At 69.3% G+C, this 15,358-nt stretch carries 13 protein-coding genes and 2 pseudogenes; 2 read left to right on the top strand and 13 right to left on the bottom strand.

All coding sequences use genetic code 11. The features are described 5' to 3' along the window. Nucleotides 1–2: 2 nt before the first annotated feature. From coxB to ACI3KY_RS09025, 3 genes are all read right to left on the bottom strand, one after another. Nucleotides 3–905, bottom strand: coding sequence for a cytochrome c oxidase subunit II (gene coxB / locus ACI3KY_RS09035; protein ID WP_404929839.1), 903 nt, complete (start codon nt 903–905; stop codon nt 3–5). A 169-nt stretch (nt 906–1,074) separates the two neighbouring features. Further along, entirely contained in the window at nt 1,075–1,440 is a 366-nt protein-coding gene (gene erpA / locus ACI3KY_RS09030) for an iron-sulfur cluster insertion protein ErpA (protein ID WP_331909443.1), read from the bottom strand. A gap of 126 nt (nt 1,441–1,566) precedes the next feature. Further along, nucleotides 1,567–2,967, bottom strand: a complete 1,401-nt coding sequence (locus tag ACI3KY_RS09025; RefSeq protein ID WP_404929838.1) for a dipeptidase — start codon at nt 2,965–2,967, stop codon at nt 1,567–1,569. A gap of 47 nt (nt 2,968–3,014) precedes the next feature. Between ACI3KY_RS09025 and ACI3KY_RS09020 the strand changes: the two genes are divergently transcribed. Then, a complete protein-coding gene (locus tag ACI3KY_RS09020; RefSeq protein WP_404929837.1) occupies nt 3,015–3,611 on the top strand; it encodes a DUF3043 domain-containing protein in 597 nt (198 codons plus the stop codon). A 21-nt stretch (nt 3,612–3,632) separates the two neighbouring features. On the opposite strand, the gene ACI3KY_RS09015 is transcribed toward ACI3KY_RS09020, so the two are convergent. The 7 genes from ACI3KY_RS09015 to ACI3KY_RS08985 form a co-directional block, all read right to left on the bottom strand. Next, the gene (locus ACI3KY_RS09015; protein ID WP_404929836.1) at nt 3,633–4,658 is read right to left on the bottom strand and encodes a quinone-dependent dihydroorotate dehydrogenase; all 1,026 of its coding nucleotides are present in this window, start codon (nt 4,656–4,658) and stop codon (nt 3,633–3,635) included. An 18-nt stretch (nt 4,659–4,676) separates the two neighbouring features. Then, entirely contained in the window at nt 4,677–5,168 is a 492-nt protein-coding gene (nrdR, locus tag ACI3KY_RS09010; protein WP_404929835.1) for a transcriptional regulator NrdR, read from the bottom strand. Between the two features lie 31 nt (nt 5,169–5,199). After that, a complete protein-coding gene (gene hisD / locus ACI3KY_RS09005; protein WP_404929834.1) occupies nt 5,200–6,501 on the bottom strand; it encodes a histidinol dehydrogenase in 1,302 nt (433 codons plus the stop codon). Nucleotides 6,502–6,531: 30 nt separating this feature from the next. Continuing rightward, a complete protein-coding gene (locus tag ACI3KY_RS09000) occupies nt 6,532–7,677 on the bottom strand; it encodes a hypothetical protein (protein ID WP_404929833.1) in 1,146 nt (381 codons plus the stop codon). A 120-nt stretch (nt 7,678–7,797) separates the two neighbouring features. Next, the gene (gene dnaE, locus ACI3KY_RS08995; protein ID WP_404929887.1) at nt 7,798–11,268 is read right to left on the bottom strand and encodes a DNA polymerase III subunit alpha; all 3,471 of its coding nucleotides are present in this window, start codon (nt 11,266–11,268) and stop codon (nt 7,798–7,800) included. 365 nt (nt 11,269–11,633) lie between these two features. After that, nucleotides 11,634–12,083 (bottom strand): DinB family protein, encoded by a 450-nt coding sequence (locus tag ACI3KY_RS08990; RefSeq protein WP_404929832.1) that lies wholly within the window; start codon nt 12,081–12,083, stop codon nt 11,634–11,636. A 9-nt stretch (nt 12,084–12,092) separates the two neighbouring features. Continuing rightward, nucleotides 12,093–12,662 carry a GNAT family N-acetyltransferase gene (locus ACI3KY_RS08985; protein ID WP_404929831.1) on the bottom strand — a complete coding sequence of 190 codons (570 nt, stop codon included), beginning with the start codon at nt 12,660–12,662 and terminating at the stop codon, nt 12,093–12,095. 104 nt (nt 12,663–12,766) lie between these two features. Between ACI3KY_RS08985 and ACI3KY_RS08980 the strand changes: the two genes are divergently transcribed. Beyond that, a complete protein-coding gene (locus ACI3KY_RS08980) occupies nt 12,767–13,243 on the top strand; it encodes an NUDIX hydrolase (protein ID WP_404929830.1) in 477 nt (158 codons plus the stop codon). 40 nt (nt 13,244–13,283) lie between these two features. Here ACI3KY_RS08980 and ACI3KY_RS08975 read toward each other — a convergent pair whose 3' ends face one another. The 3 genes and pseudogenes from ACI3KY_RS08975 to ACI3KY_RS08965 form a co-directional block, all read right to left on the bottom strand. Next, nucleotides 13,284–14,204: an RluA family pseudouridine synthase gene (locus ACI3KY_RS08975; RefSeq protein WP_404929829.1), complete on the bottom strand. Its 921-nt coding sequence runs from the start codon at nt 14,202–14,204 to the stop codon at nt 13,284–13,286. A gap of 277 nt (nt 14,205–14,481) precedes the next feature. Then, nucleotides 14,482–15,009 (bottom strand): annotated as a pseudogene (gene lspA / locus ACI3KY_RS08970) (signal peptidase II); the annotation flags it as partial. A gap of 3 nt (nt 15,010–15,012) precedes the next feature. Next, a pseudogene (locus ACI3KY_RS08965) lies at nt 15,013–15,358 on the bottom strand (cell division protein); the annotation flags it as partial.

Below are 15,358 nucleotides of genomic sequence, written 5' to 3'. Positions count from 1 at the left end.
GATCAGTGGTCTCCCTCTTCGTCTGACGCCTCGCCGGACGCACCCGTACCCGGGTAGTTCTGCAGGCGGTCATAGGCGTCGTCAATGTCACCGGTCTGGCCGGCGTCGCGGAGCGAGTCGAGGTAGTCCTCGTACTCGTCTTCGCTCACGACCTCCACGTTGAAGAGCATCGCCGAGTGGTACTCGCCGCACAGCTCGGCGCACTTGCCGGCGTACGTGCCCTCCCGGGTCGGCGTGAAGGACCAGTAGTTGTCCTTCCCGATGTACATGTCCTTCTTGTAGAGGAAGTCGATGATCCAGAACGAGTGGATGACGTCGCGCGACTGCAGCTTGATCTTGACCGTCTGGTCGACCGGAAGGTACAGAGTCGGAAGCGCGGCCTGGTCGATGTCGCCGTTGGGAGCAGGCTGAGCCTGGACGCCCATGCTCCAGACGGTGTCGTTGTCGGTCTCGCCGTTGTACTGGAAGTCCCACGCCCACTGCTTGCCGATCGCCGTGATCGAAACGTCCGGCTCGTCGTACTGGGTCTCGAGGACCGCCTGGTCACGCGCCGTGAAGGCGAAGAACCCGATCACCAGGATGAGCGGGACGATCGTGTAGAAGATCTCGATCGGCATGTTGTAGCGCAGCTGGACGGGAAGACCCATCTGACCCTTGCGCCGGCGGTAGGCGATCGCGGCCCAGCCCATCAGGCCCCACGTGATGACGCCGACGGCCAGCAGGACGATCCAGGAGTTGACCCAGAGACCGGCGACCATGTCGGTGTGGTTGGTGGCCGCCTGGCCGTCTTCGGTGAACCCGGGGAGGAAGCCGTGCAGCTCGGTCGGGGTGCATCCGGCGAGGACTGCTGCCGTTGCGATCCCGAGCGGGAGAACGGCCCAGCGGATACGGCGTTTCGAAGGCACTGTGCACCTTTCCGATCACGAACAGGACTCCCGCCAGTCTAGGGCAAGCGTCCAGGGGATTCAGGCCATCCGCCCAGGTTGGATCGTGTCCGACACGTTGAAAAAGGCGGGCCCGGCGGCCATTCGTGGCACGCCGGACCCGCCGGAAAAGTGTCGGATCGCCGACCCGTCAGTGGAAGCTGTCGCCGCAGGCGCACGAGCCCGCCGCGTTGGGGTTGTCGATCGTGAACCCCTGTTCCGAGATGGTGTCCTTGAAGTCGATGGTGGCGCCGTCGAGGTACGGGACGCTCATGTCGTCGATGATCACCTCGACGCCGTCGAAGTCGACGGTCTTGTCGCCGTCGAGATAGCGCTCGTCGAAGTACAGCTGGTAGATCAGGCCGCTGCAGCCGCCGGGCTGCACGGCGACGCGCAGACGAAGGTCGTCGCGACCCTCCTGCTCCAGCAGGTTCTTGACCTTGCCGGCGGCGGCGTCGGTCAGCAGCACGCCATGCTCACGGGCGGTCAGCTCGGTCGTCAGTGCGGTGTCGGTCATGGCACTCCTCCGGAAGGGCCGCCCGGATCGATCATCCACTGCAGGCGGCGGGATGCCTCGATTCTACGCGTGCGCGCCGGGAGGAGGCTCCGGGATCGGCGTGTGTGCGCCGATCCCGGAGATCGCCTACGCCTCCGAGGTGCGCGCGTCGAGCCTCTCGAGCAGCAGCGCCTCGGCCAGGACGGCGTTGCGGAAGGTCTCGAGGTGCAGCGACTCGTTCGGGCTGTGCGCCTTCGCGTGCGGGTCCTCGACGCCCGTCACGAGGATCTGCGCTCCCGGGAACTCGCGCACCAGGTCGGCGATGAAGGGGATCGACCCGCCGACGCCGATGTCGACCGACTCCACGCCGTAGCCCTCGTGCAGGGCTTCGCGCGCGGCCTCGACGGCCCAGCCCGAGGTGTCCACCAGGAACGCGTCGCCGAAGTCGTGGTCGCTGAACTCGAGCTGCGCGCCGAACGGCGCGTGGGCGAGAAGGTGGGACTCGATCGCGGCGTACGCGTCGCGTGCCGCCTGGCCCGGCGCGATGCGGGCGCTGATGACCACCGAGATCTCAGGGCTGAGTGTGTTGGAGGCGTTGACCACGCTGGGCGCGTCGATGCCGGTCACCGTGATGGACGGCTTGTTCCAGATGCGGCTGAGGATCGTGCCGCGGCCGACCGGCGAGACGCCCGCGGGAAGCCCTGCCTCGTCACGCAGTGTCTCCTCGCTGTACGGCGGGGTTTCGGCATCCCGTTCCGTGAGTCCCGCCACGGCGACCGCGCCGTCGTCGTCCCACAGCGTCGAGAGCAGCTTGACGGTCGCCATCATGGCGTCGGGTACCGCGCCCCCGAACATGCCCGAGTGCGACGCGTGCTCGAGTGTGCGCACCCGAAGCGTGAAGCGGGTGTTCCCGCGCAGCGAGACGGTCAGCGCCGGCGTCTTCGCGTCCCAGTTGCCCGAGTCTGCGACCACGATCACGTCGGCGCGGAGCGCGTCGGCGTTGTCGGACAGGAACTGGGCGAACGAGCGGGAGCCGGCCTCTTCCTCGCCCTCGAAGAACAGCACGACACCGAGATCGAAGTCGTCGCCGAGCGCCTCCTTGAGCGCCCGGAGCGCTGCCAGGTGCGCCATGACGCCCGCCTTGTCGTCGGCGGCGCCGCGACCGTACAGGCGGCCGCCGCGCACCGTCGGCTCGAACGGCGACGACTCCCACAGCGACTCGTCGCCGACCGGCTGCACGTCGTGGTGTGCATAGAGCAGGATCGTCGGGCGACCGTTGCGGGCGGCGCGCGTGGCGAGCACGGCGGGGCTGCCCTGCTCCCCCGTCGCCGGGATCACCGCGGTGCGGATCTCGACCGTCTCGAAGAGACCGGTCTCGCGCACCAGCCCGGCGACCGCGTCGGCGCTGCGCTGCACCTCCGCAGGGTCGAACCCGGGGAATGCGACGGACGGGATGCGCACCAGCGTCCCGAGATCGGCGAGGGCGGAAGGGATGCCGGATGCCGCGGCGTCGCGCACAGCATCCTGTCGGGAGAGGTCAGAGGTCATGCGGGTAATCTTAAGTGCACCCCTACTCCGTACATCGAGGATCATCCGTGGCCAAGACACCTGCAGCACCTTCGTCCAACGGCGCACCGTCGGAGGGCACCGCGCTGAACGGCGTCCCCCTCGGCGGTCCTGCGCCCAAGGGACGCCCCACCCCCTCCCGCGCCGAGCAGGAGGCCGCGCGCAAGCGCCCCCTCGTCGCCGACACCAAGGAGGCGAGGGCTCGCGCGAAGGCCGACCTCGCCACGCAGCGCGAGAAAGCCCGCATCGGCATGGCCAACGGCGACCAGCGCTATCTGCCCGCTCGGGACCAGGGTCCCCAGCGCAAGTTCGTGCGCGACTGGGTCGACGCCGGCTGGCACCTCGGCGAGGCGGTCATGCCCGCGATGGTCGTCGTGATCCTCGCCACGTTCCTCCCGCTCCCCGCCGTGCAGTACTACGCGTTCGTGGGCCTGTGGATCTTCATCTTCTTCGTCATCGGCGACATGGTGATCACCTCGATCACGGTCAAGCGGGCCGTGAAGAAGAAGTTCGGCGAAGGCCGGGTGGAGAAGGGCCTCGGCTGGTACGCGGCGATGCGCACCGTGCAGATGCGGTTCCTGCGCCTGCCGAAGCCGCAGGTCAAGCGCGGTCAGAAGCCGGCCTGAGCCGCCCGGCGACGCACGCCGTCAGCGCTGCGTCGCCAGTCCGCGGTTGATCTGGCGGGCCCAGAGCGGACCGCGGTACAGGAAGGCCGTGTAGCCCTGCACCAGCGTGGCGCCGGCATCCAGCCGTTCCTGTACGTCGGCGGCGGTCTCCACCCCGCCGACGGAGATGACGCAGAACTCTGCGGGCACCGTCTCGCGCAGCAGTCGCAGCACCTCGAGCGCGCGCTTCTTCAGCGGGGCGCCTGACAGGCCGCCGTCGCCGGCGGCCGCGATCACCGCGGCGTCGGTGACGAGTCCGTCACGCGAGATCGTGGTGTTCGTGGCGATGATGCCGGAGAGGCCGGCGTCGACCGCGAGCCGTGCGATCGCGACGACCTCGTCGTCGGACAGGTCGGGGGCGATCTTGACGAGCAGCGGCGTGGTGCCGGCCGCCGCTCGCACGGCGTCCAGCAGCGGCCGCAGGGTCTCGACCGCCTGCAGTCCGCGCAGACCAGGAGTGTTCGGCGACGACACGTTCACGACGAGATAGTCGGCGAGCGGCGCCAGCAGCGTGGCGCTGCGCACGTAGTCGGCTGTCGCGTCGGCGACGTCGACCACGCGGCTCTTGCCGATGTTCACTCCGAGTACGGTGCGACGCGCGCGCCGGCGCAGTCTGCGCAGGCGCCCCGCGGCGGCCTCGGCGCCGTGGTTGTTGAAGCCCATCCGGTTGACGACGGCGCGATCCGGGATCAGGCGGAACAGGCGCGGGCGCGGATTCCCGTCCTGCGGGATCGCCGTCACCGTGCCGACCTCGACGTGGCCGAATCCCAGCGCATGAAGGCCGGCGGCGCCCGTGACGTCCTTGTCGAACCCGGCCGCCACGCCGAACGGCGAGTCGAACGCGAGCCCGAGCGCCCTCGTCGCCAGCTGCGGGTCGGGGCGGGTGATCGCGCGGGCGACCCACGAGAAGGGCGGGACCCCCAGCATCCGGATCACGACCATCGCACTGTGGTGGGCGGACTCGGGATCCATGCGCGACAGCACGGTGCGGAAGAGGAGGGGATACATCCCTCCTAGGCTATCCGGTCACTCCGCCGCGGCTGCGGTCGTCTCGTCCTGTGCGCGCGCACGGCCGTGGTCGACGCGCAGCTGCTCGATCGCCGACTCGAAGTCGTCCAGGGAGTCGAAGGCCTGATAGACGCTCGCGAAGCGCAGGTAGGCGACCTCGTCCAGCTCGCGCAGCGGCCCCAGGATCGCGAGCCCGATCTCGTTGGCATCGAGCTGCGACGCACCGGTCTGGCGGATGCTCTCCTCCACCGTCTGCGCGAGGACTGCGAGGTCGGCCTCGGTCACCGGTCGTCCCTGGCAGGCCTTGCGCACGCCCGACATGACCTTCTCGCGGCTGAACGGCTCGATCACGCCGGAGCGCTTGATGACGTTCAGGCTCGCTGTCTCGATCGTCGTGAAGCGTCCGCCGCACTGCGGGCACTGGCGACGGCGACGGATGCTGAGACCGTCGTCGCTGGTGCGCGAGTCGATGACGCGCGAATCGGCGTGGCGGCAGAACGGGCAGTGCATGGCAGAGACAGCCTACGCCGGGAATCCGGTCTCAGTCCTCGAACCGGGCCGTGATCGCCTCGCCATGGGCGGGAAGCGCCTCGGCTTCGGCGAGCGTCACAATGGCATCGCGGACGACCGCGAGGGCGTCGCGGTCGTACTCGATGACCTGCTGCGGGCGCAGAAAGGTCGCGGCCGACAGACCCGCCGCATAACGCGCCTGACCTCCGGTCGGCAGAACGTGGTTGCTGCCGGCGAGGTAGTCGCCGAGGCTGACCGGCGAGTCCGGTCCGACGAACACGGCACCGGCGTGCACGAACTCCTCGGGACGGGGATCGGCGAGGTGCAGCTCCAGGTGCTCCGGCGCGTAGGCGTTGGAGAACCTCGTGGCCGCAGCGAGGTCGTCCACGAGCACGATCGCGGACTGCGGGCCGGCGAGGGCCGCGGCGACGCGCTCGGCATGCCGGGTCGCGGCCGCGCGCGGCGCGATGGCCGCCCGCACGTCGTCGGCGAGACGCTCCGAGGTGGTCACGAGCACGGCCGAGGCCTGCTCGTCGTGCTCGGCCTGACTGATGAGGTCGGCGGCGACGAGTCGCGCGTCGGCACTGTCGTCGGCGACGACGAGGATCTCGGTGGCGCCGGCTTCGGCATCCGTCCCGACGAGCCCGGCGACGGCGCGCTTGGCGGCAGCGACGAAGTTGTTGCCCGGGCCGGTGACGACGTCGACCGGTTCCAGGCCGAGCGACGCCACGCCGTGCGCGAGAGCGCCGATCGCGCCTGCCCCGCCCATCGCGTACACCTCGGTGACGCCGAGGAGCCGTGCGGCTCCCAGAATCACGGGATGCACGCGGCCGCCGAACTCGCGCTGCGGCGGCGACGCGAGGGCGATCTCGCTGACGCCGGCCACCTGCGCCGGCACGACGTTCATCACGACGCTCGAGGGGTACACGGCCTTTCCGCCGGGCACATAGAGCCCGACGCGGCGCACCGGCTGCCACCGCTGCGTGACGCGGGCGCCGGGCCCGAGTTCGGTGACGGTGGGCGCGGGCACCTGAGCGGCGGAGGCCCGGCGGACGCGCGCGATCGCGGATTCGAGCGCAGCGCGCACGGCAGGGTCGAGCGCCGTCAGCGCCTCGTCGAGGTGCGCGGCGGGAACGCGGATGTCGTGGCCCGTCGCCCCGTCGAACTTCTCGGCCTGCTCGCGCAGGGCGGTCTCGCCGCGCTCGGCGACGTCGTCGACGATCCGCGCCGCCGTCGCGAGGGCTTCCTCGCGTGCCGCGACGGCACGGGGAACTGTCGCAAGCAGTTCGGCGGGCGAGAGCGTGCGCCCTCGCAGGTCGATCGTCCGGAGCATCCGTCTACGGTACCGCGCGGGCGCGGGCGCTCAGCCGCGCGTGACGCCGGAGACGTCGTGCAGGTAGCCGATGCGGCCGTCCTCGTGGCGGACGACGAACACGTCGCCGCGATCCTCGATGACGAGGGCCCACGCGGTCGGCCCGATGCGGAACACCGGGATGCCGATCTCGTCGACGATGTCTCGATCCTCGGGGACGAGCGCCCAGAACGCCTGATGCTGCGGCGCGGTCGCTGCGGCCGGCTCGACCGTCGAGGACGGGTTCTCGACGTGCTCGAACGACTCGCGGGCGTGGGCGGGTTCCGTCGCCGCCGCGTCGGCGGCCGGGACGGGCTGGTCAGCGGCGGCCGCTGACTCCCGGCCGGCGTCGAGATCCTGCTGGTCGAGCGGGATGACCGTCGTCTCGGCGTCGTCCGCGGTCGCGTCAGGCGTTCGGTGGGCGTCGACCTCGGCGTCGCGGAGCGCTTCCGCATCCGAGGCGGGCGCCGGTGCGGCAGCGTACGGGGCGTCGGTGTCGTAGGGGGCATCGCTACCGTACGCGGGCGCGGCGGCGGGAGCGTCCGCGGTGTCATCGGCGTACGGTGTGTACTCGTCGGCGGCAGGCTCGGGCCGCACGAAGGCGGGGCGAGGAGAGACGGGCAGCACCGGGCGGGCACTGCGGTGCGCCGGGATCTCGGGCCGGCCGCGGAAGTCCTGCGCGAACGGTGCGATGAAGGGCGCCAGGACGGTCAGCAGCACGCCGGCGAGCATGAGGAAGAACTCGACCCACACCACCCAGGTCGCCAGGAAGACGGCCCCGCTCGCGAGCCGGACGAACGAGGTCCAGATGATCGTCAGCCACAGGACGGTGGCGACCGAGAAGGCGACCGACGCGAACTGGTCGATCCCGAGGGAGCCGACTCGGCGGATGCCCTGGGGCGAGAGCCGGCGCAGGACGATGAGGAACACCGCCACGGTCGGCACGCCGATGGTGAGGACCCAGTCGATCCCGCTGCTCCACACGGACGGGCCTTCGCCCAGGTCTCCATAGATCGGGAAGAACGACACGACGAACGCGACGAGCCACGTGCCCGCGAGGGCGACCTCGCGGATCGAGAACGGCCCCACTCCGTACTGCGGCGGCTCTTCGGTCGCAACCGCCTCGTCGATGTTCCCGTCCTGATTCTCGTCCGTCACGATCGTCCTTTCCGGCGGCCCCGAGGCCCGCGTCGACCCGATATTACCCACGCCGTATGAGACCGCGATGAGACCACGCCCGCCGCGGCCGGATCAGCCCGGACCCGCGCGACCCGGAGGTCACCCCAGGCACTGCGGCCCGAGAAGACCCTTCAGCTCGCCGTACAGATCGGGGGTGATGCGCACCGTGTGCGGCACCTCGAAGACTTTCGCCACCGAGCCGCTGTGGAGCTTGAGCGACACCTCGGTGTCGCCGGCGTGGCGGGTCAGGGTCTGCAGCAGTTCGCCCACGAGCGCCTCGCTCGCGCGCCGCTCGGGCATGACGAGCACCAGGGAGCTCGAGTCGTCTACCGTCCCCAGGTCCGGGGTGAACGCGGACTGGGCATGCAGGTTCATGCCGTCGTCGCGTCGCGACACCCGCCCGCGCACCACGAGGATGGAGTCGGCCACGAGCATGTGCTGGAACTCCGTGTAGGTCTTCCCCATGAACATCACGGTGATCTCACCGTCGAAGTCCTCGACGGTGATCATGCCGTAGGGGTTGCCGCTCTGCTTGGCGACGCGGTGCTGCACGCTCGTCACGAGCCCTGCGATCGTCACCTGATCGCCGTCGCCGACGTCTTCCGAGGCGAGCAGATCATGGATGCTGGTCGACGCGTGCTTGGCCAGCGGGATCTCGAGGCCCGCGAGCGGGTGGTCCGAGACGTAGAGCCCGAGCATCTCGCGCTCGAAGGCGAGCTTGTCCTTCTTCGTCCACTCCGGACGCGGCGGCACCTTCGGCGGCGCCACCTCTTCGACCGCGTCGTACAGGCTGTCGAAATCGAATCCGATGGCGCCCTGCGCCTCGTTGCGCTTCCGGTCGACGGCCGCTTCGGTCGCATCCTCATGCACCTCGAGCAGCGCGCGCCGGGTATCGCCCATGGAGTCGAACGCACCGGCCTTGATGAGCGATTCGATGGTGCGCTTGTTGGCCACATGCATCGGAACCTTGACCAAGAAGTCGTGGAACGACGCGAATTTCGCATCCTTGCGGGCGGTGACGATGCCCTCGACGACGTTCGCACCGACGTTGCGGACGGCGCCGAGCCCGAATCGGATGTCCTCCCCCACCGCCGCGAAGTACCGGATCGACTCGCCCACGTCCGGCGGCAGCACCCGGATGCCCATGCGGCGGCACTCGTTGAGGTAGACCGCCATCTTGTCTTTGGAGTCGCCCACGCTGGTCAGCAGCGCCGCCATGTACTCGGCGGGATAGTGGGCTTTGAGGTACGCGGTCCAGTACGACACCAGGCCGTACGCGGCCGAGTGCGCCTTGTTGAACGCGTAGTCGGAGAAGGGCAGCAGGATGTCCCACAGCGCCTTGATGGCGTCGTCGCCGAAGCCGCGCTCCTTCATGCCGCCGGAGAAGCCCTCGTACTGCTTGTCCAGCTCCGACTTCTTCTTCTTTCCCATCGCGCGGCGGAGGATGTCTGCCTGACCGAGCGAGAAGCCTGCCACCTTCTGCGCGATCGCCATCACCTGCTCCTGATAGATGATCAGGCCGTAGCTCGTGTCGAGGATGTCCCGCAGCGGCTCTTCGAGCTCGGGGTGGATCGGCGTGATGTCCTGCTGGCCGTTCTTGCGCAGGGCGTAGTTGATGTGCGAGTTGGCGCCCATCGGGCCGGGCCGGTACAGCGCGATGACGGCCGAGATGTCTTCGAAGTTGTCGGGCTTCAGAAGGCGCAGCAGTGACCGCATCGGGCCGCCGTCGAGCTGGAACACGCCGAGGGTGTCGCCACGGGTGAGCAGATCGTAGGCATCCCTGTCATCGAGCGCGAGGTGCTCCAGGTCGAGCTCTTCGCCCCGGTTCATCCTGATGTTGTCGAGCGCGTCGGAGATGATCGTGAGGTTGCGCAGCCCCAGGAAGTCCATCTTGATGAGTCCGAGCGTCTCGCACGACGGGTAGTCGAACTGCGTGACGATCTGGCCGTCCTGCTCACGGCGCATGATCGGGATGATGCCGAGCAGCGGTTCGCTGGACATGATGACGCCGGCGGCGTGCACGCCCCACTGACGTTTGAGTCCCTCGAGCCCGAGCGCGCGGTCGAAGACCGTCTTCGCATCCGGGTCGGTGTCGATGAGCGCGCGGAACTCGCTTGCCTCCTTGAACCGCGGATGCTGCGGGTCGAACATGCCGTTCAACGGCATGTCCTTGCCCATCACGGCGGGCGGCATCGCCTTCGTGAGACGCTCCCCCATGCTGAAGGGGAAGCCGAGCACACGCCCCGCGTCCTTGAGCGCCTGCTTGGACTTGATCGTTCCGTAGGTCACGATCTGCGCGACGCGCTCGGAGCCGTACTTCTCCGTGACGTAGTCGATCACCTCGCCGCGGCGACGGTCGTCGAAGTCCACATCGAAGTCGGGCATCGAGACGCGGTCCGGGTTGAGGAACCGCTCGAAGATGAGGCCGTGCTCGAGCGGGTCGAGATCGGTGATGCGCATCGCGTAGGCCACCATCGAGCCGGCGCCGGAGCCGCGGCCGGGACCGACCCGGATGCCGTTGTCCTTCGCCCAGTTGATGAAGTCGGCGACGACGAGGAAGTAGCCGGGAAAGCCCATCTGGAGGATGATCCCGGTCTCGTACTCGGCCTGCTTGCGAACCCTGTCGGGGATGCCGTCGGGGTAGCGGTAGTGCAGCCCCGTCTCGACCTCTTTGACGAGCCAGCTGTCTTCGGTCTCGCCGTCCGGCACCGGGAAGCGCGGCATGTAGTTCGCGCTCGTGTTGAACTCGACCTCGCATCGCTCGGCGATGAGGAGGGTGTTGTCGCACGCTTCCGGATGCTCCCGGAAGATCTGCCGCATCTCCTGAGCGGTCTTGATGTAGTAGCCGTCGCCGTCGAACTTGAATCGGTTCGGGTCGTCGAGCGTCGAGCCGGACTGCACGCAGAGGAGGGCAGCGTGCGCGTCGGCCTCGTGCTGGTGGGTGTAGTGCGAGTCGTTGGTGGCCACGAGCGGGATGCCGAGATCCTTCGAGAGGCGGATCAGGTCGGTCATCACGCGGCGCTCGATCGAGAGCCCGTGGTCCATGATCTCGGCGAAGTAGTTGTCCTTGCCGAAGATGTCCTGGAACTCCGCGGCCGCCGCGCGCGCGGCATCGTACTGACCGAGCCGCAGACGCGTCTGCACCTCCCCCGACGGGCAGCCCGTCGTCGCGATGAGCCCCTTCCCGTAGGTCTCGAGCAGCTCCCGGTCCATGCGCGGCTTGAAGTAGTACCCCTCCATGCTCGACAGCGAGCTCAGCCGGAAGAGGTTGTGCATGCCCTCCGTGCTCTGGCTCCACATCGTCATGTGGGTGTAGGCGCCCGAGCCCGACACGTCATCGCTCTTCTGCTCGGGTGAGCCCCATTGGACCCGCGACTTGTCGCTGCGATGCGTGCCGGGGGTGACGTACGCCTCGAGTCCGATGATCGGCTTCACACCCGCGGCCTTGGCGGCGTTGTAGAACTCGAACGCGGCGAAGGTGTTGCCGTGGTCGGTGACGGCGATCGCCGGCATGCCGTAATCGGCCGCCGCCTGGGTCATGGCGCCGATCTTGGCGGCGCCGTCGAGCATCGAGTACTCGCTGTGCACGTGCAGATGAACGAAGGAGTCGGATGCCACGCATCGAGTCTATGGATCGTCACGGACACCGAAGCCCGGTCGGCTGGGTGTCGCCGACAGCGACGGCCGAGCTCGCCTGACCTTGAAGTTGAACGTCACAGTTGCGCCACGGACGACGGCGCCGAGCGGATGCCTCCACTCGGCGCCGTCCCCGCTGCATGGGGCGAATGCGCCGATCACCCAGGCGCGCCGCTCGAACGGCTCCGCGAACACGGAGGGTGCATCGAAGGACCGGCGGATGATCTCGCTGTCTGTGCTCACATCGGGTGTTGCCGGATGCTGCGACAGCGGTTCGCGGTTTCTCAGAAGTCGTTCCTTCAGAAGTCCTCATCGAGCGCGTACTGCTGCTGCCAGGTGTGGGGCCGGTCGATGCCGAGCCCGTACAGGTACCGGATCAGCTGGCCCTGATGCATCGTCTCGTGCTCGAGGAGGGCCAGGACGTAGCGGAGCGAGTCCTCGTCCGCCGGGTCGATGCCCGCAACCCACTCGTCGATGTCGGCCGCGGTCTGGACGAAGGCGGCACGCACCGCCGCGGCATCCGATGATCCCTCCCGCGCGACGGGGCTGGAGAAGCCCTGCCACTCCCCCGCGCGCGCGGCCTTGGGAAAGCTCTCGCGGGCGCCGAGCACGCACCAGAGCTGATGTCCGATCGTGTCGGACGGCAGATCACGCAGGTGCGAGCCGAGGTGCTCGGGCGGGATCGTGTCGAGGAAGTCCAGGTAGAGGGTGTTGGACCGTTCGAGACGTCGCTGCAGGAGGTGGTTCACGCGTCCACGCTAGAGCTCGCGCCGCATGAGCACACGCGGAAACCCCGACAGCACCGAGTCGGTGTCGGCGGCCTTCACGAAACCGGCCTGCTCGAAGAGCCGTTGCGTGCCGACGTACGCCATCGTGAGGTCGACCCGCTGGTCTCCGTTGTCGACCGGGTAGCCCTCGACCGCCGGCGCACCCCTCTCTCGCGCGAAGTCGACGGCCCCGTCGACCAGCGCATGCATCACACCTTTCTTGCGATGACCGGGCCTCACGCGGAAGCACCACAGCGACCACACGTCGAGATCGTCGACGTGCGGGATCTTGCGGAAGGTGGCGAAATGCGTCTTGGTGCGCGGAGCGACCGCCGCCCAGCCGACGGGTTCCTCGCCGTCGTACGCCAGCACCCCGATCGGTCCCTCCTCGTGCATGAGGCGCCGCACCCGGTCCGCCCGCTCCGGCCCCCGCAGCGCCGTCGCCTCCTTCGCCGGGAGGCGGTAGCTCAGGCAGAAGCACACGCTCGACTCGGGCTTCTTCGGCCCGATGACCGCCGCCACATCTTCGAACACCGTGGCGGGTCGCACCTCGATCACCATGCGCTCAGTGTGGCCGGGGCCTCCGACATCCGCGACCGTCCGAAATGGGCGCCTTTCGGCGGGCGAGGACGCCGTACGCGCCGTCGCGCGCATACGGTGAGTGCATGCCGACACCCGACTTCATCCTCGACCTGCGCCGATTCGTCGGCACCCGCCCCCTGCCGCTGGTCGGCGTCACCGCTGTCGTCGTCCGCGACGGCGACGTGCTGCTGGGGCGTCGCAGCGACAACGGCCATCTCACCCCGGTGACGGGAATCGTCGACCCCGGCGAGGAGCCGGCCGACGCCGCCGCGCGCGAGACGCTGGAAGAGGCCGGTGTCGTGTGCCGCGTGGAGCGCCTGGCGTGGGTGCACCAGATCCCCCGCGTGACCTACCCGAACGGCGACCAGTCCGATTACCTCGACCTCGTCTTCCGCTGCAGCTGGGTGTCGGGCGAGCCGTACCCGGCCGACGGCGAGATGACCGAGGTCGGCTGGTACGACGCGCGCTCGCTGCCCGAGCTCGAGCTGCCCGACATGCGTCGCCGCATCGAGCACGCGCTCCGCGACGAGGACGCAGCCCGGTTCGAGGGCGGCCGCTGATCTCAGCGGCCGGTGACGCGGACCGCGGCGAGAGGAGCGGTCAGTCGCCGCGCAGGACCTCGAGCGCGTGGGCGAGATCGGCGGGATAGGGCGAGGTGAAGGTGACCCACTCCCCCGTCGACGGGTGCGCGAACGACAGCTCGTGCGCGTGCAGCCACTGGCGGGTGAGGCCGAGCCGCGCCGACATCGTGGGGTCGGCGCCGTAGAGCGGGTCGCCCACGCACGGATGCCGATGCGCGGCCATGTGCACGCGGATCTGATGGGTGCGGCCGGTCTCGAGATGGATCTCGAGCAGCGAGGCGCCGGGAAAGGCCTCGAGCGTCTCGTAGTGCGTGACGGAGTCCTTGCCGTCGGGCGTGACGGCGAACTTCCACGAGTGCGCAGGATGCCGCCCGATCGGCGCGTCGATGGTGCCGGCGAGCGGGTCCGGATGCCCCTGCACGACAGCGTGGTAGATCTTCTCGACCTCGCGCTCCTTGAACGCGCGCTTGAGCGCGACGTAGGCGGACTCGGTCTTGGCGACCACCATGAGCCCGCTCGTGCCGACGTCGAGGCGATGCACGACGCCCTGCCGCTCCGCCGCGCCGGTCGTCGCGATGCGGTAGCCGCCCGCGGCGAGGGCGCCCAGCACGGTCGGCCCCTCCCATCCGAGCGACGGATGAGCGGCGACGCCGCTGGGCTTGTCGACCACGACGATGTCGTCGTCGTCATAGACGACACCGAGGTCGGGCACCTCGACGGGAATGACGCGCGGCTCCTCCTTGGGCGTCCATGCCACGTCGAGCCAGGCTCCGCCGCGGAGCTTGTCGGACTTCGCGAGCGTCCGCCCGTCCATCGACACGCCGCCGGCATCGGCCACGTCTGCCGCGAAGGTGCGTGAGAACCCCAGCATCTTCGCGAGTGCGGCGTCGACGCGCGTGCCGTCGAGCCCGTCGGGAACGGGAAGGCTCCGCGACTCCACGTCAGATCTCGGCGTCGCGCCCGGGACGGCGCGGCTCCGGATCGGCCTCGTACTCCTCCGCCTCGCGCTCGGCCTCTTCCTCGACCTCGAGCTGCTCGCTCTCGCTCAGCGGCGGCAGTCCGCGCTCGTCGGCGGGGATCCCGGCCTCCGCGTCCGCCACGGGGAACTCGCTCCCGAAGCCGGCCACGGCGCCGCCCGGCGCGAACTGGTCGCCGTCCTCGCCCAGGAGCGTCTCTTCGTTCTCCTTGCGGCCGCCTTCGCGGTCTTTACGGCCGCTGTCGCGCGTACCGTCCATATGCACCCCCACGAGTACCAGCAGTGCGATCGCGATCATGTCGCACACGATGAAGATGTCGGCGACGTTGTAGATCGCCGGCGACATGCCGGGGAAGAACCACATCCACGGCGTGTTGATGAAGTCCACCACGTGCCCGACGCCGAATCCAGGATCGCGGAAGAGCCGGTCGGTGAGGTTGCCCAGGACGCCGCCGAGAAGGAGCCCCAGAGCGACCGCCCACAGCCGGGAACGCACCCGGGTCGCGGCGAGCCAGACGATGACGCCGGCGACGGCGGCCAGCGCGATGGTGAAGATCCAGGTGACCCCCTCGCCGAGCGAGAAGGCGGCGCCGGGATTGCGCGTCAGGTAGAAGCTCAGGAAGTCGCCCAGAACCTCGACGGGCTCCTGGTACGGCAGGTTCTCGAGCGCAAGATACTTCGCCAACTGGTCGGCGGCCAGCACCGCCACCGCGAGAATCGCGATGATGGTGCCGGCCGCCGCCTGACGAAGGGGAGGTCGACGCGTCAAGGCCTAGAGGCCCAGCGCGGAGACCGGCTGTGCGCCGGACTGCGTCGCCGTGGTCTCGAGGTCGCGCAGCTTGCCCTCGATGTAGCTGCGCAGCTGAGCGCGGTAGTCGCGCTCGAAGTTGCGCAGCTCGGTGATCTTGCTCTCGAGCCCGACACGCTCGCGGTCGAGCTTCGCGAGCTCTTCGCGACCGCGGGTCTCGGCCTCGGACACGATCGAGGCGGCCTGCGACTTGGCGTCGGAGATGAGCTGGTCGCGCTGCGCGATGCCCTCGGCGACGTGCTCGTCGTGCAGGCGCTGGGCCAGCTCGATGATGCCTGCGCTCGCGGCGGGGGCGGCACCGGTGACCGGG

This window comes from Microbacterium sp. ZW T2_14, from assembly GCF_044987405.1.
Taxonomy (GTDB): domain Bacteria; phylum Actinomycetota; class Actinomycetes; order Actinomycetales; family Microbacteriaceae; genus Microbacterium.
This window is presented reverse-complemented; position numbering and strand designations above follow the sequence as displayed.